Consider the following 21501-nt stretch of genomic DNA (forward strand, 5'->3'; position numbering starts at 1 on the left):
CCTGCGTTTGCGCGGTTGGTCCCGAAACTGTATCTACGCCTTCCAACCTCCACCCAGGGCCTTGTATAGTGTGATCAGATTGCTCAGTTCTGCAAAGCGGTCGTTGACCAGTTGCTGCCTTGCCGTATACAACGTGCGTTCGGCATCCAGCAGGACCAGAAAACTATCGGTCCCCGTGCGATAACGGGCTTGCGCCAGATCGTCGTAGTGCGTCGAAGCCGCCACGTACTCGCGATCCGCCGCCACCTGGTCCACGTAGGTGGCGCGCCCGGCCAGCGCGTTCGCCACTTCCTTGAAGGCAGTCTGAATCGCCTTTTCGTAATTGGCGACTTCGATCTGCGTCTCTATCTTCGCCGCGTCGAGCGTGGCCCGATTGTTCCCGTAATCGAAGATGGGCAGCGTCACCGTAGGTGCGAAGGTCCATGCGCCGGTCGCTGCCTTGAACAGGCCCGACAGCGCGGTGCTGGACGTCCCCGCCGCCGTCGTCAGCTGGATAGATGGAAAGAAAGCCGCGCGGGCCGCGCCTACGTTCGCGTTAGCAGCCTTCAGCGTATGTTCCGCTTCGACGATGTCGGGGCGCCGGGTCAGCAGGTCGGACGGCACACCGGCACTCACCGGCGGCAACTGCGAGGCTTCCAGCGCTTCGCTGTGAAGCAGTCCGTCGGGAATCGGGCAGCCGATCACCGCCACCAGATTGTTGAAGTCCTGCGCCACTGCACGCTGGTCGGCGATCAGGCTCGAACGCACGCTTGCATACTCGGACTCAGCCTGCCGCACATCCTGCATTGAGGCCGTACCGATCCGCTCGCTTTGCAGATTCACCTGATAGGTTTGCCGGTCGGCTTCGGCTGTTGCTGTCGCCACCTCGAGCAGCGATTGATCGGTCAGCCACTGAAAATAATCGGTTGCGACGGTCGCAATCAGGCTGATGCGCGTGCTGGTCTGCGAGGCGTCGGTCGCCAGATATTGTTCGAGCGCCTGATGCTTGAGGCTGCGCAAACGCCCGAAGAAATCGACCTCCCAGGAAGTCTCGCCGAGCGTCACGCTACTTTCTTTCGTGGTAACGCCGATCTCGCGATAGTTGTCCACCGCTCCTGTTGCATCGATTGTCGGCAGGAGTGCCGAACGAGCGATGCGGTATTGTGCCTCGTATTGGGCCACCTTCAGCGCAGCCACCCGCATGTCGCGATTGTTTTCAAGCGCCAGCGCGATCAGATTCTGCAGCGCGGGATCCTGGAAGAAGGTGTGCCAATCCACGTCTGCTGCGAGAGGCGCAGGGGATTGCGCAGCCACGCCGGCCCCGGAGGCTGACGCACTGGCCGCCACGCCCGCCGCATCCGTCCAGGCCGCCGCCACTGGCGAAGGCGGGCGCAGGTAGTCAGGCTCCAGGGTGCAGGAGCACAGGCTGATGACGCATAACACGCTGCCAAGAATATGCCGCTTCATTGCTCGGTCTCCGCCGGGTTCGTCGTGTCGGGATGCAACTTGCGCTCCTTGAATACCTTGCGCACCAGAATAAAGAAGAGCGGCACGTAAAAGACTGCCAGCAGCGTCGCGCCAAGCATGCCGCCCGTCACAGCCGTGCCGATCGCGCGCCGGCTCTCGGCGCCGGCACCGCCACTGAAAACCAGCGGCAATACACCGAACACGAATGCAATCGAGGTCATCAGGATCGGCTTGACCCGCAAGCGCGCCGCTTCGAGTGCCGCATCCATCAGATCGCGGCCCTGTTCGTGCAGCTCCTTGGCGAATTCGATGATCAGAATTGCATTCTTGGTGGCGAGGCCGATCGTCGTGAGCAGTCCTACCTTGAAGTAAATATCGTTGGGCATGCCCCGCAGCGTCACGGCAAGCACTGCGCCCAATGCGCCGAGCGGCACCACCAGCAGGACCGCGAATGGCATGCCCCAGCTTTCATAGAGGCCGGCCAGACACAGGAACACGATCACGATCGAAATGCCGTAGAGATACAGCGACTGCGAGTTGGACAGGACCTCCTGATAGGATTGGCCGGTCCATTCCACGGAAAACCCCTTGGGTAGTTGCGCGGCAATTTTCCCGATCGCCTTCATCGCGTCGCCGGTACTTGCGCCCGGCCCTGTCTGCGCGGTCATTTCCATCGCCAGCATATGGTTGTAGCGCTCGATCTGCGGCGACCCGAAAGTCCAGCGGGTGGTCGAGAAGGCAGAAAACGGCACCATCTGGCCATCGAAATTGCTCGGTCCGGAACCGGACACCAAAACAGCTCCGTCCGCCGCGGCGGTACGCACATACCATTGCCCGATATTGTCCGGCATCATCCGGTACGGTGCATCAGCCTGCACGAACACGCGCTGGATTCGCCCCGTGTCGATGTAGTTGTTCACGTAGGACGAACCGAAGGCGATTTCGAGCGTGTTGTTGATGTCGGCGATCGACAGACCAAGCGCGCTGGCCTTCTCACGATCGATATCGACATGGAACTGCGGCGTGTCATCCAGTCCGGCCGGATGCGTCATCGCCAGTGCGGAATTTTTTGCGGCGAGACCCATCAACATGTTGCGAGCCTGAAGCAGCCGCTCGTGTCCCAGCCCCGCCCGATCCTCGACCTCGAAATCGAGGCCGCTCTGGTTGCCGAGGCTAGGAATCGCCGGCAGGTTCACAGCAAATACCTGTGCGTCGCGCAAAGAGGCGAAATGGGCATTTGCGCGGTTCAGGATTGCATGCGCCTGCTGATCGGCGCCGTCACGCTGACTCCAGTCCTTCAGGCTGACAAACAGGATCGCATTGTTCTGGCCTTGTCCATTGAAGCTGAATCCATCGATCGCCAGTACCTTGTCGGTGCCGGGTTCATGATGCAGAAAGTAGTCCTCAGCGAGCCTGACCGTGCGGTCCGTCACGGACAGCGGCGTGCCGACCGGCGTCGACACCAGCACCACCACGACCCCTTGATCCTCGTCGGGCAGATAGGATGTGGGCAGCCCGCTCATGAGCCAGGCGAGCGCCGCGACGATCACGGCGAAAAGAAACAGGAAGCGCAGCGGGCGCGCGAGAAAAGCAGCCAGCCAGTCGCGGTAACGTTCGATGCCATGCTCGATAAAGCGGGCAATCCGTCCGCTGTGAGCGGCATCGCCGGCGCTGACCGGCTTGAGCAACGTGGCGCATAAGGCGGGCGTCAAGGTGAGCGCCAGCAGCAACGAGAGCACCATCGCCGCCACGATCGTGACGGAGAACTGACGGTAAATGCCTCCGGTCGCCCCGGAGAAAAAGGCCATCGGAATGAACACCGCGGTCAGCACGGTCGTGATCCCAATCAGTGCGCCGGTGATCTGCTTCATGGCCTTGCGTGTGGCTTCGCGCGGCCCCAGACCTTCCTCGCGCATCATCCGGTCGACGTTCTCAACCACCACGATGGCGTCGTCCACCAGCAAGCCGATCGCCAGCACCACGGCGAACATCGAGAGCACGTTGAGCGACATGCCCGCGACCCAAAGCACGATACAGGTGCCAAGCAGCGCAATCGGAATCACCACGGCCGGAATCAGCGTGGTGCGCACACTGCGCAGGAAAACCAGCATGACGAGAAACACGAGGACCACCGATTCGATCAGGGTCTTCATGACGTCCACAATCGAGATCTTCACGAACGGTGTCGTGTCGAACGGGTAGTCGACGTCGACGTCGGCGGGTAGTTGCGGTTTCAGCTCGTCCACGCGTGCGCGCACGGCCGTCGCCACCGCCATCGCGTTGGCGCCTGTGGCCAGCTCGATGGCAAGCGCTGCGGCCGGCCTGCCGCCCATGCGGGACACGATGTCGTAGGTGTCGCCGCCAACCTCGACGCGGGCAACGTCCTTCAACCGCACCTTGGCGCCGCTGCTATTGACGCGCAGCAGGATGTCGCCGAACTGGTCAGCAGTGCGCATCAGGCTGGATGCGGTGATCGTCGCGTTGATCGCCTGGGACGCGGTCGCCGGCGTCCCACCCAGTTCGCCAACCGAGGTCTCGACGTTCTGGTTGGCGATGGCGGTCGTCACATCGCTCGCCGTCAAGCCGAAGCTATGCAGCTTGATCGGGTTCAGCCAGATGCGCATCGCGTGCTGCGGGGAGAACAGGTTCACACCGCCGACGCCGTTAATTTCGGTGATAGGGTCCTGCAACTGACTCGCCAGCAGATTGCCGAGTTCGATCGAGTTTAGCCGTCCACTTCGCGAAGACAGCGACACCACCATCAGGAAACTGCTGCTTGCCTTGGAAATGTTGATGCCCTGCTGCTCGACCACCAGCGGCAACAACGCGGACACCTGGCTTACCTTGTTTTGCACCTGCATCTGCGCGATGTCGGGGTTGGCCCCTGGATCGAGCGTCAGTGAGATCGTGGCCTGGCCCGCATTGCTGCTGGTGGACGACATATAGAGCAGATGGTCGATGCCGCTCAGACTCTGCTCGATCACCTGCGTGACGTTGGCGGCCACCGTATCGGCCGAGGCGCCCGGATAGGTCGCCACGATCTGGATCACGGGAGGAGCGACCGACGGATATTGTTCGATCGGCATCGTGCGCAGCGCCAGCACGCCAGCGATCATGATGACGAGCGCGATGACCCAGGCCAGTACCGGCCTATCGATGAAAAAACGTGCCATTTCGTCCCCGCTTAACTGTGTACGGCTGCACTGCTAGCCGCGGGAGCGTTGGAAGCCTGGGTGTCGGTCACCTTGACCGGCGCGCCATCCTGAAGCTGGCTGGCTCCGCTAATCACCACCCGATCGCCGGCCTTCAGGCCCTGCGAAACGATCCACCGGTCGCCGTAGGCCGTATCGGCCTGGACGGGCGCCTCATAGGCCTTGCCATCGTGACCGGCCACCCACACCGTCGCCCGGCCGTCCGCGGTCCGCGTGACGGCCAGTTGCGGAACCAGCATCGCCTGCTCGTCGACGCCCTCTTCCAGCTCGGCCCGCACGAACATGCCGGGCAACAGTTCATGCTCCGGATTGGGCACAACCACACGCAGAATGACCGAGCCGGTAGTCTGATCGACGGTGATGTCCGAGAAGGCCAGCGTGCCCGGCTGCGGATAGTCGGAACCGTCCTCCATGACGATGTGCACGGTTGCGCCCTGGTTACCCGCCTGCTTCAGACGGCCAGCGTTGAACTCCTTTCGGAGTCTTAACCAGTCGACGCTCGGACGGGTCACGTCGAGATACATGCGGTCGATGGTCTGGACCGTGGCGAGCGCCGTAGTTTGCTCCGCGGTGACGAGGGCGCCGGCGGTCACGCTGGACACGCCGATCTGTCCCGAGATCGGACTCGTGATGCGCGTATAGCCGAGATTGATGCGCGCAGATTCGAGCGACGCGCGATCAGCCAGCACGTCAGCCTGATCTTCGTTGACGACGGCGATGGCGTCGTCGTAATCCTGCTTGCTGACGCCGTTAATCTTGACCAGTTCCGCAAAGCGGCTCGACTTCGCCTTCGCGTCCGACAACGTGGCTTCGGCCTTCGCGAGTACACCTCGGGCCTGATCATAGGTGGCCTGATACATCGCCGGATCGATCTGATAGAGCGGCTGGCCAGCCGTTACCTCAGCGCCTTCGGTAAACAGACGCTTTTGCACGATGCCGGAAATCTGCGGACGCACGTCGGCCACATTGAGGGCAGACAGGCGTCCTGACAACTCGGTCCGTTCGACGATCTTTTGCGGCGTCATGACCAGCACGCCGACTTCGGTTACAGATGCGGCGTCGCCCGCGCCGCCGGCCTGATGTTTGCCGCAGCCGCCGAGCGCCAACAGGAGCAGCATCGCAGCGAGGCATGAAGCTGGGCGCAGCGAAACCCGCCCGTACTTGTCAGAACACGCGAAAAGAACCATATCACCTGCTCGCTTTTACTTTTTTTTGACTAATGAAAAACGACCGGATCCCGATACCCAGGATCCTTTAACCGTTCTCCGCTACCGCGCCGCCTTACTGCCCCAGGACGCCGTGAACCTCGTCGACAAAACTGCGCCATTCCGCCCGCATTTCGAGTAACCGGCGACGGCCGATGCCGGTCAGCGAGTAATACTTGCGCGGCGGTCCCGAGGCCGATTCGACCGTATAGGTCGACACCCACGCCTCGGCCTGCAGACGCCGCATCAACGGATAGATCGTGCCCTCGCCCACCTCCATCGCGAGCGAGAGCGTCGATGCCAGTTCATAGGCGTAACTATCCCCGCGGGCCAGAACAGCCAGCACGCACATATCGAGCGCCCCTTTCTTCAACTGCGTTTTCATCTATGTCCGGAGGAATAATGCATAACAAGGAACCTTGCTATGCATAATACATGAGCCGGGCCAAAACGCCTGTTGCAACTGGGCGTGACAGTATCAGCCTCTATTTGTTTATGCAAGGTACCGATCAAAAATCATGCATACGATGTGCTTACGAAAGATTAACAGGACCTTCGCGCGACGGCGTATCGGCTCATCTTCTTCCGAGGATTGTTGGGGACGCCAACCATCCCATCCGAAAGTTTTTCTATTTCCTAAGGCAAGATTTGCTCGATAGTCGATGAACGGCAGAGGCGTCATACTCCGTCGTCAAAACATGCCCCACTCAAGGACCAGGCAAATGAATCGACGAGCCGTAAGCCTCATGACGATCACCGCTATTGCATGCACGATCGCGACCGCCAGCCACGCAGCGGACGATCAGAAAGACAGAATAAAAACCGCGGTCGACCACGCCATGGCGCCCGTCATCGCGCACAACGGCATTCGCGGCATGGCGGTCGGCATCGTCGATGGCGATGAACACTACGTGTTCAACTATGGCGTGGCCTCGACGGAGACAGGAAAACCGGTGACGAACGAAACCTTGTTCGAGCTCGGTTCGGTCAGCAAGACGTTGACGGCGACATTAGCGTCGTACGCGCAGGTTCGCGGCTATCTGTCTCTGTCTGACCCGACGAGCAGGTTCCTGCCGTCGCTGCAGAACAGCCCCTTCGGCAACGTGACGCTCCTCAATCTGGGCACGCACACTCCCGGCGGCCTCCCCTTGCAGGTGCCCGACAACATCAGCAACAATGAACAGTTGATGCAGTATTTCAAGGCGTGGCAACCGGCCTACGCGCCTGGTACCCATCGGACTTACGCCAATCCCAGCATCGGAACACTCGGTTTGATCGCGGCAAAAAGCATGGGGCAAGATTTTGACGGGCTGATGCAAGGTCAGCTGTTTCCCGCGCTCGGCATGAAAGACACCTACATCAAGGTACCTGCGGCGAAAATGCCCGACTACGCGCAGGGCTACGCAAAAGATGGCGCGCCGATCAGGATGGCGCCAGGCGTGCTGTCTTCTGAGGCATACGGTGTCAAGACGACCGCCGCGGACATGAATCGCTTTGTCGAAGCCAACATGAATCTGATTCGTGTGAACGAAAAACTGCAACACGCGATTGCCAATACGCACATTGGCTACTTCAAAGCAGGGCCCATGACACAGGATCTGATCTGGGAACAGTATCCGTACCCGGTCACGCTCGAGTCGCTTCTGTCCGGCAACTCGCCGGCGATGATCTTTAGCGCAACGCCGGTTACCGAAATAAAGCCACCGCAAGAACCACAAAACAATGTCTGGATCAACAAAACCGGCTCGACGAACGGCTTTGGCGCCTACATTGCCTTCATTCCGCAGAAGCGACTGGGGATCGTGATTCTCGCCAACAAGAACTTCCCGATTGATGAACGAGTCACCGCCGCATACCGGATTCTCACCTCGCTGGAGAACAGCGAACGTTGAGAGCTTTCGCCGCGGCCTTCTCATCCTGACGAGATACCATGAATTCACCCATAGCATTCAAGGCGGCTGAGCAAACCATGTGGCGACTAGTGCAGCGCTACACAGGTCGGGTGGGATATCGGCGCGGTGTGAAATCCGAAGGGCTATCGCTGAGTCCGCCGGTCATTGACTGCTCGGGATGGACCACCCTGCTCCTGACGCAGGCCATGCAGGCGGAAAACGAAGCGACCGGCCGGGCAGTGTTCAGCGCAGACGACATGCTGGCGTTGCATGCCTGGTCGGATCGGATCATCGAGGAGATTGGGACACGCACGGGGTTCATTCTTGAGGCGAGCAAGATCACAGCCGACACCTTCCCTCGATACGCCACGATTGGGCTGAAAATGGGTGAGCCCGCGTGGGCGAACAACCATCCCCGCTCGCGCGGAATCACTCACATCGTTCAGGTGGTGTGCGGCCCGGAGGACGGTGCGCAGTTCGTTTCGGAGTCCTACGGCGGATCCGTCTCTCCGGGGATAAGCCTCACGCCGCTGACGGAGTGGCTTGCTTTATCAGAAAACCATCTCCGGGCTGGCGAAATGTGGGTTGTCGACCCTTTCCGGCTGGCCTCGAAAGCTCAAGGCTGAAAGACAGCGATGTTGTCCTTCAACCACTCCGTCAACGATCGCGGCGCTTTTCCCGTGAGTTCCTCGACCGTCGACGTCGTCTCTCCCAGCACAGACTCGCGGAACATCTGATCAAGGCCCAGCAGCAGATCGACCGCGAAAGGAGGATGCCCCGCGGCGAGCAAGACCTCTCGTTGTTGTGCAGGAGTGCGATTAATGTAGGTAACCGATCTATCGAGCAGGCGCGACAACTCCTCGGCAACCTGCGCCATCGTCCATGCCCGAGGACCGGTCATGTGGTACGCCCGCTGCGATTCGGGTTCGATATCTTCCAGCAGGGCAACGCGCGCGACGTCGGCTATGTCGCGCGTATCGATGAAATTCGCACGCCCTTCCTTTGCCGCGCCGCCCCACGAACCGGCGGCCACACCCGCGCCCGCATACTTGAGAAGATAAGCAAAAGCACTGGGGCGCAAAACAGTAGACGCTACCGGTTGATGCGCCAGGTGCGCCTCGATCTGCATGTGCCAGGCAAACGGGATCAGTCGGCTGGCGGGCCCAAGGGCGGACAGCTTGACGATATGCCGGACACCCGCGGCAACGGCGGCATCGATCAATGCAATCTCGTTGTCGACCTGCCGGCCCGAGGTGCCTTGCGAGATGAACAACCGGTCGACACCACGCAACGCTTCCCGCAGGGTGTCCGGGCGTTCAAAGTCGACACCAACCGCCGTCGCACCGGCAGGCAATCGTGCGCCATCGGGCTGGCGCGTGAGCGCCACGAGTTCAACCGGATCGGCGGCGAGCAACGTGCTCAACGCCAAACCAACGCGACCTGTGGCCCCGGCAATGGCGATCCGCGGCTTCTGTGTATTCGGGACTGGATGACTGGACATATCGGTGCCTTTTGGAGGTATCATGGAACGAACGATCCAAATATCATGGAACGATCGTTCCCATAATGGAATGATCGTTCCTGATTGTCAACCTGTTTTGTCAACGAGGACCGAGTGAGCGGAAAACCGCAATATGACGAAGCCGCAGTCATCGACGCGGCACTGGAAGTTTTCTGGCGCCACGGCTATGCGGCTGCGTCGATCAATGATCTTTCGGAAGCCACGGGTCTGTCCCGATCGAGCCTTTATCAACGCTTCCAGGACAAGGACGGCCTGTTCCAGGTGGTACTTGCGACCTACACAGACCGGGTGCTAAGGAGGATGAATTCGACCGAGGGCAGCACAGGACGCGCTCGCCTCGAAGCATTGCTGCGTGGACTTCTGCCGGGTGTCCGGCAACGCCCTCCGGGCTGCCTGCTGGCGAGGAGTTGTGCCGAACTCGTCGACCTGTCCGAAGCAGGACAACAGGCAGCCGTCGTCGGGATGAACGCGCAGCGCGAGATGTTGGCGAATCTGTTGCGCGAAGCGATCGCGAATGGCGAATTGCAAGCCGACGCGGATGTCGATGCCCTGGCCTGGCACTTTCTCGGTGTTTCCCAGGCAGTGCTTAACCTGCCTCAGGCGGGCGCAAATGCAGACACCCTGGACCGTATGATCGACCTCGCCATGCTGGCGTGGCCGAGCGCGCGCGTAGCCAGAAAGCGAGCCGCAGCTCAAGGCAAAAACAAACCTCGAACAGCGCCTCGCCGACCTAGTTGAACGCAGGGCAATCCAGCGTAAAAGGCGACCACCAGTGTGCCTCACAGCACACCGGTGGCCTTCGTCTTTACTACGGCTACGCTAGTTCACGATCGGACATGGCACCCAGCGCCGGATCGCTAGTGCCTGCGGCGGCGCTCTGGTGAGCGAGACCGCTGCCCATCGCCGGATCGCTGATGCTCGGCCGGCCGGTTTCGACGCGGCCCGCGAAGCGCCGCGTGAAACCGCTCGCGGTGGCCGTGAAGTCGTACCAGCCGCCGAGTGCCGCCATTTCCCAACGCTGCACGGTCGACCGGCGGGGCGGCACGAATAGCGTCTGCGGACGCAGGAACGCGCTCGCATAGGCATTGGCCGCCAGCGTCACCTGCACGTCTTTCGAACCGTTGTTGGTAAAAGTCGCCGACACCGCGCCGGTCAGCGCCTCGTAGCCAACCTCGATTTCCACCTGTGCGCCCGTGAGCGCGTTGCCGCTGAACTGGCGCACGAAGCCGTTCGGCCCATACACCCACAGGTTGTAGTTGCCGCTCGTGCTGGCGGTCCATGCGCTGTCGTGCAACTGCTTGCCGGCTTCGACGGTATAGCGCCGCGGGATCGTACTGAGATTGTTCTGGTCATAGACATGGAATACCGCGCCCTGCTTGCCGGTATTGCTGAACAACAGCTCGATCGTGCCGTTCGGCGACACGCGTGCGTTGGTGTGCAACTCATAGGGCAGCGCACGCGACGGCCGGAATCCGGGTTCCTGGAACAGCGGCTCGGGCGAGCTCGGCGGCGTGACCGCCGGCAGCGCCTGCTGCGCAGCGTCGAAGGCCGCGGTGTTGGCGGTGCTCGGCAGCCGCGAATAGGTAGAAGCATTCGCGTCCGGACGCCGGAAGTCGAAGCAGCCGGTCAGATCGCCTGTGATCGCGCGGTTCCACGGGCTCACGCTCGATACCGTAATACCGAAGCGCTTCTCCAGGAACATCGCCATCGACGTGTGCGAGAACACTTGCGAATTGACCCAGCCGCCGGCGCTCCACGGGGAGATGACGAACATCGGTACGCGTCCACCGAGGCCCCACGGGCGCACCGAACCGCTGATCGTGTCGGCGGATTCCAGATAGGTCGAATACAGTGCGGGTGTCGTTGCAAAATACTCACCGGCTAGCGGCAGCGTCGAGCCACCCATGACGTTGCCGCTCGCGTCGTAAGACGGCACGGCGGGGCGCAGCGCGTGATCGAAGACGCCGTCTTCCTCGTCGTAGGTGATGAAGAACGCGGTCTGGCTCCAGACGGCCGGATTGGCCGTCAGCGCGTCCAGCACCTGCGAGATGAAATTCGCGCCGTCGCTCGGGAAGTAGCTCGGGTGCTCGGAGACGTTCGGCGTCGGCAGGATCCACGAGACCTGCGGCAGCGAGCCGCTCTTCACGTCGTTCGCGAACGACGTCACAAAATCAGGGCTACCGGTCATGCCATTGTTGTAGATGGTCGAGCCCGGCTGTGCAGTACGGAAGCTTTCGAATGCGAGGCAGCCGTGCAGCAGCCCGCCCCAGTTGTTGTTCGGATCCTGATAGATCTTCCAGGTCACGCCGGCCTGCTGCAACAGTTCCGGTAGCGTCGGCCACGTGAATGCCGTGCCGCCATAGGTGTACTGATACGGCGGGGTCGTGGCCGAAATCGTGCCGCCGACCGAGCAGCGCACGTTGGTCGCTTCGGCGTTGGCATCGGTCGAATTGACGCCGCTGCTGCCAAGCTGCGGATTGAAGTTCGAGCCAGAGAAAAACGCGATGCGGTTCGGATCGGTCGGCGCAGTCAACTGGCAGTGATACGCGTCGCACAGCGTGAAGGCTTCGGCCAACGCAAAGTGAAACGGAATATCGGCGCGCTCGTAGTAGCCCATCGAGTACTGCGACTTCCAGTACGGCCAGTGGCCAAATTGCCCCTGGCTCCACGCCGCCTGCCCGGTGCCATAGTCGTGCGGACAATCGGCCACACCCATCGCGTTCATCGTCGCCGTGTTGAGGTGAAACGGCGGGATGACGGTGGTCGTGCTTGCACCAGGCGCTGACGACGCCTCTTGCCACACCGTCTGGCCGTTCGGCAGCGTGACCGGGAAGCGATCGCCAAAACCGCGCACGCCCTTGAGCGTGCCGAAGTAGTGATCGAAGGAGCGGTTCTCCTGCATCAGGATCACCACATGCTTGATGTCCTCGATCGTGCCGGAACCATAGTTGGCCGGAATCGCAAGCGCCTTGCGAATCGATGCCGGCAGGATCGTGGTGGCCGCCAGTGCGCCAGCGGTGTTCACCGAGCGGCGCAGAAAGTTGCGGCGGGAGTCGTTGTGCTGGGTGGACGGGGTCGGGGTGTCGTCGTTCTGTTCGATTTCGCTCATCACGTGTCTCGACGTAGTAGGGACGGGCAGCACCCGGCACTCTGGGCCAGCGTGGCTTGCCGGCGGATTACGGGGCGCAGTCAGGACCGGGAGCGCTGTCGTGCTCGACGCTGGGTGGAAAGGCTGCCGCGCCCGATCTCCTGTTCAGGTTACGAGGCCTTCGTGACAGACGAGTGAAGTTTATTTATCGAATATGTTTCCACTTTTGAACATTATTCAATTTTGCTTCCACCGCCCTTCCCGTCAGTAACGCTTCAGCGAGAGGACATCGAAGGTGTGGCGAATGGTATCCACGGAGCGCTCGTAATCCGCTAGCGCGAGACAGGCAATCAGCGTGTCGACGATCGCGAGTTGCGCGATCCGGCTTGCCATCGCCTCGGTGCGAAAGTGCGTCTCGCGCGCCATGGTCGTGAGCACGATGTCGGAATACGCGTGGATGGGCGAGCGCCCGAAGTTGGTGATGCAGATCGTGCGCGCGCCCGCTTCCTTCGCCAGCCGGGTGCTGGCGACCGTCTCGTGGGTGGCGCCTGAATGCGAGATGGTCAGCGTGGCAACACTCGAATCGCATAGCGACGCACTCACCGCCTGGATATGCGGGTCGACCGCGACGCGCGCATCGAGACCGATGCGCAGCAGCCGGTAATGCGCGTCCTCGGCGATCGGCGCCGAGCTGCCGACACCGTAGATTTCGACGCGCTTCGCACTGCGAATCGCCATGACGGCCTGCTCGAGCGCATGCACGTCGAGAGTCGCTTCGGTTTCGTGCAATGCCTGGACATTCGAACTGAAGATCTTCGCAACCACGGCCGCCGTGCTATCGCCGCGCGCCACGTCCTCGTGAATCAGCTGCACCGGCTGCACGATTTCCTGCGCGAGCACGATTTTCAGCTGCAGGAAACCCTTTGCACCGAGCGTCTTGCAGAAACCTACCACGCTGCCTTCGCTCGCGCCGACGCGCTCGGCCACTTCGCTGACCGACATATGCACGACTTCGTGCGGGTATTCGCGGATGAAATCCGCGATGCGCCGGCTCGCGGCGCCATAGGTCGGATAAAGCTGTTCAATGCGCGACAGGATGGCCGACACGGTGATCGCGTCGGCCCGCGCTGCTGGGTTGTTTGCCACACGGTTTCCTTGCAGGGGGCGTCGATAGTGCAAGTATGCCCCCGACAATACAACGCATCACTTCGGGTGGTAGCCGTCGTTTAACGTGCCGATAAACGCGATGATGTCCTGGATATCCTGATCCGTCATCGCAGGCTTATCGGTCGGCTTGACGTCGAACGGCGCGTCGGCGAAGTCGATGTTGGGCTGGTATTGCTTGGGCACATCGTCGAACATCACCACCTTGCCCGACGCATCGTGCGAGTAAATCTTCTCGGGATTGGTATTGCGCAGGTTGTAGAAGTCCATCACGTGCTTCAGGTCGTGATAGACACCGTTGTGAAAGTAGATGTGCCGCGCTGCACTATTGCGTAGCGTCGGCGTGAGGAACATCGAGCAGTACTGCGTTTGCTGCGCCAGATCCTTGCGGATCGGACCGCACAAGCCGATGTCGAAAGCCTTCGGATCGCGGTTCTGCGCCAGCTCAGGGTTGCGCGGTACAGCAAGCGCTTCGTATTGCGTGTCGGTGAAAAGCGGCGGCAGGTTGTCCGCAGTCGGCGCACTCAGGTGGCAGCCGGCGCAGTTGGCCTTCTTCGGATCGTTGAACAGATGCAGGCCTCGCAGTTCCGTTTGCGTCAGACGTGCCTTGCCTTGCAGCCAGTAGTCATACTTGCTGGTGAACGCGTGGAACGACGGTTCCTCGAACTGATAGCGGCCCACTGCGAACATGGCTTCTGCCGTGAAGCGTTGCGGATCCTTGAGGATCTGCGGACCGAAAAGCTTCTCGAACGTTTTGACGTAAGGGGCCTTGGCAAGTTTGGCAGCCACGTCTTCTACGTTTGTATTGGCCATTTCGTTCGGATCGAGCAGCGGTCCGATGGCCTGTTTTTGCAACGTATCGGCACGGCCATCCCAGAACAGGCCGCCCTGCGGCACCATCGCCGGAGCAGCGGGCGCGAGGCCCGCGACCTTGTCCGCACGCTGCACGCCCTTCGCGGCCGAGGCAAGCGCAGCGAAATCGGGCGGCGCCTCGGCATCCGCCGCATCAGGCCCGATGCTGAAAACCGCCTGACGGTACAGGTAGGCTAGCGAAGGCGGCGGACGGTAGCCCGGCCGGTCCAGATGCGGACCGCCCAGCTGCACGGACAGATCGTTTGGCGGTCCGTACGAATGCGCCGGGCTGTGGCACGACGCACACGACTGCTTGCCGGACGCGGACAACGACGTGTCGTAGAAAATCTGCTGGCCCAGTTGGGCGACAGCACTCAGAGGAGCAGACGGCGGCAAAACCAGTTGCACCGGATGCGGGTTCGCGCCGGTGATACCTCCCACGAATTCACCTACGGTGTCGGGCATCTGCTCGGGGTAGGCGAACGCGTAGCCGACCAGGCCCGCGACGGCTAGCAGCACGACCACACATCCTGCCAACAGGGGCCCGCGGCCGCGTGGCCTGCTTTGTCCGGGTGGCTGGGGGGCAATGGTTGATCCGGCTGATGGCGAAGTGGGCTGTGGACTCGTAGACATGTGAATGTAGTGAGAAACGCAGAGGTATCAAAAACGCATAGGGCCCGGCCTAAGCCGGGCCTCTCCAAAAACACTCGTCCCGGTAGCGTGAGCTACCGGGACGTGAACCGGCTATGAAGCGTGCCGGCTGATGCTGCTTAGACTGCCGGTGCCACTGAGGATGCGGCCGCCGGCGGCGTGGCAACCTTCGTACCCAGGTTCTGATCGAGGAACAGCGTCGGATTCGGCGTCGTCGTCGAGAAGTTGAACAGGCTCATGATGCTGCCTGCGCTGGCATCGTTCGAACCCTGGCCGATACGCGTACCATTCAACCAGTTGTCTTCGATGAAGCGCACCACCGATGCCTGTGTGATCAGCGTATGGTCGACGTAGTTCGGCTTGGCATACGGCGAGATCACGAGCAACGGAATGCGCGTACCCGGGCCGCAGCGGCCGTTCACTGCACCACCGTTGACACCCACGCCCTGCACCGCGCCCGTCGCGTTACATACACCGGCGCTGACGATCTGGTCGGCACCCGTCACACTACGTTCGTTGTCCGAGCTATTACCGGCGCTTTCCACCGTGGTGCTGTCGAACGACGAGGTCGTCGGCGTAGCGAACTGGTGGTCGTACCAGCCGTCCGAATCGTCATAGGTCACGATAACGGCGGTGTTCTTCCAGTCCGGCTGCTGCTCGAGGAAGTTCACCACGCTGGTCACGAAAGCCTGCTCGTCGAGCGGATCGGAATTACCCGGGTGCGCATCGGCAATCGAAGGTGCCTTCAGGAAGCTGACCGACGGATAGTTGCCGGCGTTCACAGCGGCAAAGAAGTCGTCCACGTCGTACTGGTGGTGCACCGGCGTCGCCGTGCTATCCAGCGGATCGGTATGACCGATCACCGAAACCGAACTCGGACGCGTGTGCGCCAAGTTCTGCGTGCTCGCGTAGTACTGGAACCACGCATGATGCTGAACGTAATCGGCTTCGTTCGCGCCTAACACGCTCGAGAAGGTCGTCCGCTTGCAGCCCGTCGTACCGTTCGGGTTGACCGTGGTCAGGTTGAACCCGCCCATGAAGCCGCCCCAGGTGATGTTGGCCGAATTCAACAGATCGCCAATGTTCTTCGAGGTCATCGTTGCCGTCGCCGTCGAAGCCGAATCGGCCGCAACTGTACAGGCATCGCCAGTCGGATCCAGGTCACCGATCAGCGTCCAGCCGCCCTGCAGGTCATAGACCACGTTGGACGACGGATTGGCCGACGCGCTGGCCGCTACCACCGCGCCGTTTTTCGTAACCACGGCACCATTGTGCTGGCCCGACACCACGGCGATCGCGCCCGGCGTCGAAGGACCGTACGTGTCCGTGTACATGTTGTCGCTCATCGCGAAGTTCTGAGCGTAGTTCCACAGAGCCGTCACGGTGTTGCCGTCGAAGTAACCCATCACGAGGCCGAGCGTGCCGAACTCGCCAGTCGTGCCCGTCGCGTTGTTACCCGTGTTGAGCGGGAACAGGTCCATCTTGCCGTTGTCGGAAGCGAGCTGTTCCGCCGTGTAGCCGTGGTTCTGACCTTCCGTGCCGGCCTGGGTACGGTCGAGGCGGAACGGATTGATATTGGTGCCAGCCGGGTTCGCCGTGTTGGAGACCGTCGGATTCGCAGTGAGTAGCGCCGTCGTCAGACCGTTGACCGTCGGCGTGCCGGCTGCCGCGGTGAACGTCGGTTCGCCCGAGGGGTTCGTTGCGTTCGGGTAAGTGCCGAAGTAGTGGTCGAAGGATTCGTTCTCACCGAAGATCACGACGACGTGCTTGATCGGCGTCGCGGTAGTCAGTGCATCCTCTGCCGACGGCGCTGGCGTGTTGTGGCTGCTGCTGCCGCAAGCTGCCAGCGTCAGCATCGTCACCGCCAACGAAATCGGCAACAGGGGTTTTCTACGTAACATATGGGGCGCTCCGGATATTCTGCGACGGATCCATCGTTTGGGGATAGGAAGCCGCTTTGTTAAAGGAGTACAGCGTGTTATCAGCTCGATTACGCCGACGCATTGGAGCATTCGAATATGAACGTTTTATAAACGCACTGAAAGATACGGACTTGAAGCGGACGATTGGCTGAAATCACAGGTAATCGGAAGTTCATCGAAAGCATTTTGTATTATTTCGGTTGTGCGAACCGGCTGGGCCTTGATTCACCTGCGTCGCACGCACAAGCTGCGTGCACTCGCAAAGGCAACCGGATAGGGGTCAGCGGCCCGCTCTTTTTAAGGCGCGTTTTAGCCTGGTTTATTACGAAATTGTGATCGACAGATCCGGATTAATCGAAGACTGTATTTCGTCAATTCCGTGAATCGCCGGCGCTGGCCGGTCAACGAACGCGCCGCCGCGCGACATGGCATACCGCAGATGAACAACGACCGCTTTCCGGTATCAGTTAAAGGCGTGGCATTCAGCGCGCCCGGCCAGGTCATCCTGCTGCTGAACGAGCGGCAGGAGTGGGAGCTGCCCGGCGGCCGGCTTGAAGTGGGCGAAACTCCCGAGCAGGCCGTTGCCCGGGAGTTCGAAGAAGAGCTGGCGGCAACCGTCACGCCCTGCAGGATTCTCGATAGCTACCTGTTCGAAGTGATCCCCGAGCGCTTTGTATTTATCGTGACGTATGGATGCCGGATCGACGGGACGTTCTCGCCTTCGATCAGCGAAGAGCATTTGCAGGTGGGGACATTCGACGTGGATGCATTGCCGGAGCCGCTTCCCTCGGGATACCGCCGCTCGATTCTTGCGTGGCACGCGCAAATCTAGTTTCAGATCACGTCGACCGGCGCGCGCCACGTTTGCGGACTGCTCCACGACAGACGTTTCAGACGAGCGTGATCCGGGTTCGCGGCACGATGTTTGAACGCATCGCCAATTGCACCACGCGGCGACACTGTCCGGCCGCCGGCATTGAGCCGTCTGACGATTTCGGCAAGCGTGCCGTCGGCCTGCCACTCGTCAAAGCGACGCACGCAGGTCGGGCGTGATGGATACCGGCCGGGCAACCTGGACCAGCCATGCCCGGTCGACAGTCCCCACAGCACCGCATTGACCACGGTGCGCGGCTCCACTCGCCGTCTTCCTGAGCGCTCGGGCGGCGCCACTTCGTTGCAGAACAATCCCTCGATCAGGGCCCATTCGCTGTCGGTCAACTCCTCAAACTGGCTCATGTCGTTTACTCCAGCCAGACGCCGTCGAACCGGTGACTTCCGAGCGGCGAAAATACGAGCCCTTTCACGCGCTTCGATGCAGGCAACGACACGATCGAATGTGCGATCGGCGTATAAGGCACCTGCTGCTTGAAGATTACCTGGGCCTGCTCATAAAGCGTCGTGCGTACTGCGGTGTCGGAGCTCGAGCGTGCCTTGACGATCAAGGCATCGAAGCTGGGATCGCACCACTTCGACACGTTGCTGCCATGCACCGCATCGCAACCGAGCAAGGTGCCGAGCCAGTTGTCGGGGTCGCCATTGTCGCCCGACCAGCCGTAGAGGATCGCGTCGTGCTCACCGCCCTGCTTCGCGCGGCGATTGTATTCACCCCACTCGTAGCTGACGATTCTGGCGCGCACGCCGATGTTCGCCCAATCCTGCTGGATGAGTTGCGCCATCAACTGCGCATTCGGGTTGTAGGGACGCTGCACCGGCATCGCCCACAGCGAGATGTCGAAACCGTTCGGGAAGCCCGCCTGCGCCAGCAATGTCTTCGCCTTCGCGGGATCGTACGGCGCATCCTTTAACTGTTTGTCGTACGACCATTGGGACGGCGGCATCGGATTGGTCGCGATGGTCGCGTTGCCTGCGAAAACGGCCTTGATAATGGCGGGCTTATCGATCGCCATATCGAGCGCGCGCCGCACTTCGACGCGGTCCAGCGGCGTGTGCTGCGTGTTGTACGCAACAAAGCCTACATTGAAGCCCACGCCTGTAATCAAGGTCAGGTCGGGGTTGCGTTTGATCACCTCCAGATCCGCGGGACGTGGGTACACCGACACCTGGCATTCGCCGCTCGCGAGCTTCTGGGCCCGCACACCTGGGTCGGGCGTAATGGCAAAGATCAGGTGCGCGAGTTTCACGTCTTCCGGGCGCCAATAGTCGGGATTGGCGTCGTAACGGATCAGGGCATCCTTCTGATAGGAACGGAACACGAACGGACCAGTGCCGACCGGCAACTGGTTGATATCGGCCTCGCGATGCGCAGCGCTCAGTTGTGCTGCGTATTGCGCGGACAGGATCGATGCAAAGCTCATCGCGACATTGCGCACGAAGATCACGTCCGGCTGTTTTAGCTGGAAGCGCACCGTGTAGTCGTCCACTTTGTCGATCCGCTCGAGGTTCTTGTCGAAGCCCAGATCGCTGAAATACGGGAAACTCGTCGGATAAGCCCGGCGAAACGGATCGTCGGGATTGAGCATGCGGTTGAAAGTGAACAGCACGTCATCCGCGTCGAAATCGCGAGTGGGCTTGAACCACGCCGTCGTATGAAACTTCACACCATGCCGCAGATGAAACGTGTACGTCCGCTGATCTTCGGACACCTCCCAGCTCGTCGCGAGCGCTGGCTCGAGGTCGAGCGTGCCGGGGCGAAATTCCACCAGTTCGTTGTAGACCGCGCTGCTGCTGGCGTCGAAATCGGTACCGGTTGTGTGCTGACCCGGGTCGAACCCGGCCGGACTGCCCTCAGTGCAGAACACCAGGGTCTTGCCGCTGGCTGCATACGCCGGCGTGGCAACCGGCAGTGTAGCCGTCAACAGGCTGAACGATGCGACGCAGAGGGATATGGACGCAAGCGCAACGCGCCGCACAGCAAGCGCTGATTTTTTCAAGGAACGGTTGATCATTGATAGGTTGGGTAGAAAACGCTACAGGTACTTCTCGAACAGATATCCCGGCGGCTGGTCCTCACCGAAGTCGTGTGCGGACATCAAGGTATAGCCATTGGTCTGATACAGGGCAATGGCCTCTGGCTGACGCGGTCCGGTACTGAGGAACACGCGCGTATAACCCAGACGAACCGCATGCGCCTCCAGTTCGATGAGAATGCGCCGTGCGAGACCCTGACGCCGATGCTTGCGGCTCGCCCAGATGCGTTTGAACTCGGTAGTGCCCGGGTCGGCATGGCGCATGAACGCGCCACCCGCTATGGCCTGCCCGTCTCGCAGCAAAAGCAGGAACGCACCGTGCGGCGGCGCGAAAGCCTCCACCGGATAGCGCCGCATCTCTCTCGCGATCTCGTCGGTGTCGATCAGGCCCGCGTAACGACTGCTGTATTCGTAGGCGAGCTCTTCAAAAAGAGGACGCGCCAACGGGTCGTTCCCCAAAACATAAATGAGGCGGTCGTCGGGCACGGTGTGAATCTGTGTCGGAACAGTGGAAACGGATGTGGCTTCGGCTTGTGTCATAAGGTCAATCAATCGATACGGCAATATGTGTGGCTGCTACGCCGCGACAGGTTCTCGTGCGGCCTCGGGCCGCCAGCCCAGTTCAGGTGCGATGCGTATCACGAAGTCCTCGAGGATCTGCTGATAGTTGTCAAACGGAAGGTCGTAGGGCAGTTCGAGGCGCAGTTCGCGAACCTGTCCAACGACCGGATCTTCAAGCAGGCGCGCGACGATCTCGTCTGCAGTACCAACCAGATCGGGCGCAAACAAGGTACGGCGCTCGCCATGCGCAGTCAAAGTACGTGCGTGGCGTCCCTCGGCGAACTCTCGATATCGTTGCCGCGTCCTGGCATCGGCGCCATCGGTCGGCACGATCACGCGGCCCAGCGCGATACGCGGCGAGCGCGCTTCGCGCCAGTGCGAGTGGAACAGTTCGAGCTGGCGTAGCTGCGCTTGGCGGTAATCGTCGGTTCCCTCACCGGTTGTGATGTTGCCGATCAGCAGATTGAAGCCATTGCGGCCGGCCCATTCGATCGAGCGTCGCGAACCGCCGCCATACCAGAGCCGCTCGGTGAGACCCGCCGCATAGGGCGTCACACGAGGCCGCACGCGGCCCGCCGCCGATTCGATGAAGGTGTCTTCCGCGCCGAGCCATTCACCGGCGAGATTGTGGCGCAGACGCTCGACTCGCGCATGTGAGAAGTCGATCAGTTCGGGATTCGCATCGAAAAGCCGTTCACCGAGCAGGATGCCGTGCGCCGGGGCACCTGCGCTGAGCCCGATGTTGAGGCGGCCGCGCGACAGCACATCGACGGTGGCAAGGTCCTCGGCAAGACGAAATGGATTCTCGTAGCCCATCTGGATGACCGCGGTGCCGAGGCCGATCCGCGTCGTACGCTGGCTGGCAGCCGCGAGGAACGTCGCCGACGAGGAGACCGCTCGTTCCAGGTGGCGCTGACGCACCCACGCGCTGTCGTAGCCAAGCGCCTCGCCGACGCCAAACAGTTCAAGCGTCCGCTCGAAACCGGCGAGCGGCGCATCGTCGGCATAGTTGCCCGGCGTGAGGAAAGCAAGGTGATCAATGCGGACCGCACACATAAA

17 protein-coding genes are annotated in these 21501 nt (G+C 61.2%); 4 read left to right on the forward strand and 13 right to left on the reverse strand.

Annotated features, from left to right (window positions below; translation table 11 throughout):
* Nucleotides 1–33: 33 nt before the first annotated feature.
* The 4 genes from P3T24_RS23010 to P3T24_RS23025 all read right to left on the reverse strand — a co-directional run bounded on the left by P3T24_RS23010 (nt 34) and on the right by P3T24_RS23025 (nt 6248).
* On the reverse strand, nt 34–1446 hold the full coding sequence (locus P3T24_RS23010) for an efflux transporter outer membrane subunit (RefSeq protein WP_429438089.1): 1413 nt from the start codon (nt 1444–1446) through the stop codon (nt 34–36).
* On the reverse strand, nt 1443–4619 hold the full coding sequence (locus P3T24_RS23015; protein ID WP_429438092.1) for an efflux RND transporter permease subunit: 3177 nt from the start codon (nt 4617–4619) through the stop codon (nt 1443–1445). Before P3T24_RS23015 ends, P3T24_RS23010 begins: the two co-directional genes overlap by 4 nt.
* 11 nt (nt 4620–4630) lie before the next feature.
* Entirely contained in the window at nt 4631–5776 is a 1146-nt protein-coding gene (locus P3T24_RS23020) for an efflux RND transporter periplasmic adaptor subunit (RefSeq protein ID WP_429438095.1), read from the reverse strand.
* 163 nt (nt 5777–5939) lie between these two features.
* Nucleotides 5940–6248 (reverse strand): PadR family transcriptional regulator, encoded by a 309-nt coding sequence (locus tag P3T24_RS23025; RefSeq protein ID WP_074264529.1) that lies wholly within the window; start codon nt 6246–6248, stop codon nt 5940–5942.
* Nucleotides 6249–6585: 337 nt separating this feature from the next.
* On the opposite strand from P3T24_RS23025, the gene ampC reads away from it, so the two are divergent.
* The gene (ampC, locus tag P3T24_RS23030) at nt 6586–7755 is read left to right on the forward strand and encodes a class C beta-lactamase (protein ID WP_429438098.1); all 1170 of its coding nucleotides are present in this window, start codon (nt 6586–6588) and stop codon (nt 7753–7755) included.
* Between the two features lie 38 nt (nt 7756–7793).
* Complete coding sequence (locus P3T24_RS23035; protein WP_429438101.1) at nt 7794–8381, forward strand: hypothetical protein; 588 nt, start codon at nt 7794–7796, stop codon at nt 8379–8381.
* On the opposite strand, the gene P3T24_RS23040 is transcribed toward P3T24_RS23035, so the two are convergent.
* Complete coding sequence (locus P3T24_RS23040) at nt 8372–9280, reverse strand: SDR family oxidoreductase (protein WP_429438104.1); 909 nt, start codon at nt 9278–9280, stop codon at nt 8372–8374. The two genes, P3T24_RS23035 and P3T24_RS23040, sit on opposite strands and share 10 nt — an antisense overlap.
* A 90-nt stretch (nt 9281–9370) precedes the next feature.
* On the opposite strand from P3T24_RS23040, the gene P3T24_RS23045 reads away from it, so the two are divergent.
* Nucleotides 9371–10015, forward strand: coding sequence for a TetR/AcrR family transcriptional regulator (locus P3T24_RS23045; protein WP_074264525.1), 645 nt, complete (start codon nt 9371–9373; stop codon nt 10013–10015).
* A 76-nt stretch (nt 10016–10091) separates the two neighbouring features.
* On the opposite strand, the gene P3T24_RS23050 is transcribed toward P3T24_RS23045, so the two are convergent.
* The 4 genes from P3T24_RS23050 to P3T24_RS23065 all read right to left on the reverse strand — a co-directional run bounded on the left by P3T24_RS23050 (nt 10092) and on the right by P3T24_RS23065 (nt 16933).
* Nucleotides 10092–12386 (reverse strand): phosphocholine-specific phospholipase C, encoded by a 2295-nt coding sequence (locus P3T24_RS23050; RefSeq protein WP_429438107.1) that lies wholly within the window; start codon nt 12384–12386, stop codon nt 10092–10094.
* A 243-nt stretch (nt 12387–12629) separates the two neighbouring features.
* A complete protein-coding gene (locus P3T24_RS23055) occupies nt 12630–13511 on the reverse strand; it encodes a MurR/RpiR family transcriptional regulator (RefSeq protein ID WP_429286998.1) in 882 nt (293 codons plus the stop codon).
* A 57-nt stretch (nt 13512–13568) separates the two neighbouring features.
* Nucleotides 13569–15014 carry a cytochrome-c peroxidase gene (locus P3T24_RS23060; protein ID WP_429438109.1) on the reverse strand — a complete coding sequence of 482 codons (1446 nt, stop codon included), beginning with the start codon at nt 15012–15014 and terminating at the stop codon, nt 13569–13571.
* 137 nt (nt 15015–15151) lie between these two features.
* Entirely contained in the window at nt 15152–16933 is a 1782-nt protein-coding gene (locus P3T24_RS23065) for a phospholipase C (protein WP_429438112.1), read from the reverse strand.
* Between the two features lie 460 nt (nt 16934–17393).
* Between P3T24_RS23065 and P3T24_RS23070 the strand changes: the two genes are divergently transcribed.
* A complete protein-coding gene (locus tag P3T24_RS23070; protein ID WP_429404983.1) occupies nt 17394–17786 on the forward strand; it encodes an NUDIX hydrolase in 393 nt (130 codons plus the stop codon).
* A gap of 2 nt (nt 17787–17788) precedes the next feature.
* Here P3T24_RS23070 and P3T24_RS23075 read toward each other — a convergent pair whose 3' ends face one another.
* The 4 genes from P3T24_RS23075 to P3T24_RS23090 form a co-directional block, all read right to left on the reverse strand.
* A complete protein-coding gene (locus P3T24_RS23075; RefSeq protein ID WP_429404982.1) occupies nt 17789–18190 on the reverse strand; it encodes a transposase in 402 nt (133 codons plus the stop codon).
* Nucleotides 18191–18195: 5 nt separating this feature from the next.
* Nucleotides 18196–19860, reverse strand: a complete 1665-nt coding sequence (locus P3T24_RS23080; protein ID WP_429404980.1) for an ABC transporter substrate-binding protein — start codon at nt 19858–19860, stop codon at nt 18196–18198.
* Between the two features lie 21 nt (nt 19861–19881).
* The gene (locus tag P3T24_RS23085; RefSeq protein ID WP_429404978.1) at nt 19882–20325 is read right to left on the reverse strand and encodes a GNAT family N-acetyltransferase; all 444 of its coding nucleotides are present in this window, start codon (nt 20323–20325) and stop codon (nt 19882–19884) included.
* 132 nt (nt 20326–20457) lie between these two features.
* Nucleotides 20458–21498: an LLM class flavin-dependent oxidoreductase gene (locus tag P3T24_RS23090; RefSeq protein WP_429438115.1), complete on the reverse strand. Its 1041-nt coding sequence runs from the start codon at nt 21496–21498 to the stop codon at nt 20458–20460.
* Between the last annotated feature and the right edge of the window lie 3 nt (nt 21499–21501).

The sequence above is a fragment of the Paraburkholderia sp. GAS33 genome (assembly GCF_050436645.1).
Taxonomy (GTDB): Bacteria; Pseudomonadota; Gammaproteobacteria; order Burkholderiales; family Burkholderiaceae; genus Paraburkholderia; species Paraburkholderia phenazinium_B.